We start from the raw sequence: 665 nt of genomic DNA, 5'->3' as shown, positions 1-665 counted from the left end.
GGATGCGCCTGTCACGGCGCTGCCGACCAAGACGACGCAGATTATCGCGATCTACGGCAAGGGAGGCATCGGCAAGAGCTTCACGCTCGCCAACCTGTCCTACATGATGGCGCAGCAGGGCAAGAAGGTTCTGCTGATCGGCTGCGATCCTAAGAGCGACACCACGTCCCTGCTGTTCGGCGGGCGCGCCTGCCCGACGATCCTGGAGACGTCCTCCAGGAAGAAGCTCGCCGGAGAGGACGTCAAGATCGGTGACGTCTGCTTCAAGAGAGACGGCGTCTTCGCGATGGAACTTGGTGGACCTGAGGTTGGTCGCGGCTGTGGCGGTCGCGGCATCATTCACGGCTTCGAGCTCATCGAGAAGCTCGGCTTCCATGACTGGGGATTCGACTACGTTCTCCTCGACTTCCTTGGCGACGTCGTCTGCGGCGGCTTCGGCCTGCCGATCGCGCGGGACATGTGCCAGAAGGTCATCATCGTCGGGTCCAACGACCTGCAATCCCTTTACGTCGCAAACAATGTCTGCTCGGCCGTCGAATATTTCCGCAAGCTCGGCGGCAATGTCGGCGTCGCCGGCATCGTCATCAACAAGGACGATGGGACCGGCGAAGCCCAGGCCTTCGCCGACGCGGTCGGGATTCCGGTGCTGTCGTCGATCCCGGCCG

1 protein-coding gene is annotated in these 665 nt (G+C 62.6%); it reads left to right on the top strand.

The genetic code is table 11. The features are described from left to right. On the top strand, positions 1-665 hold a 665-nt coding region (locus tag AACY52_RS29065; RefSeq protein WP_339561179.1), incomplete at both ends, for a chlorophyllide a reductase iron protein subunit X.

The organism is Pseudomonas sp. EA_65y_Pfl1_P113 (assembly GCF_963970525.1).
Taxonomy (GTDB): Bacteria; Pseudomonadota; Gammaproteobacteria; order Pseudomonadales; family Pseudomonadaceae; genus Aquipseudomonas; species Aquipseudomonas tritici.
Note: the sequence above shows the minus strand (reverse complement) of the source record. Positions and strands in the feature narration are given on the sequence as shown.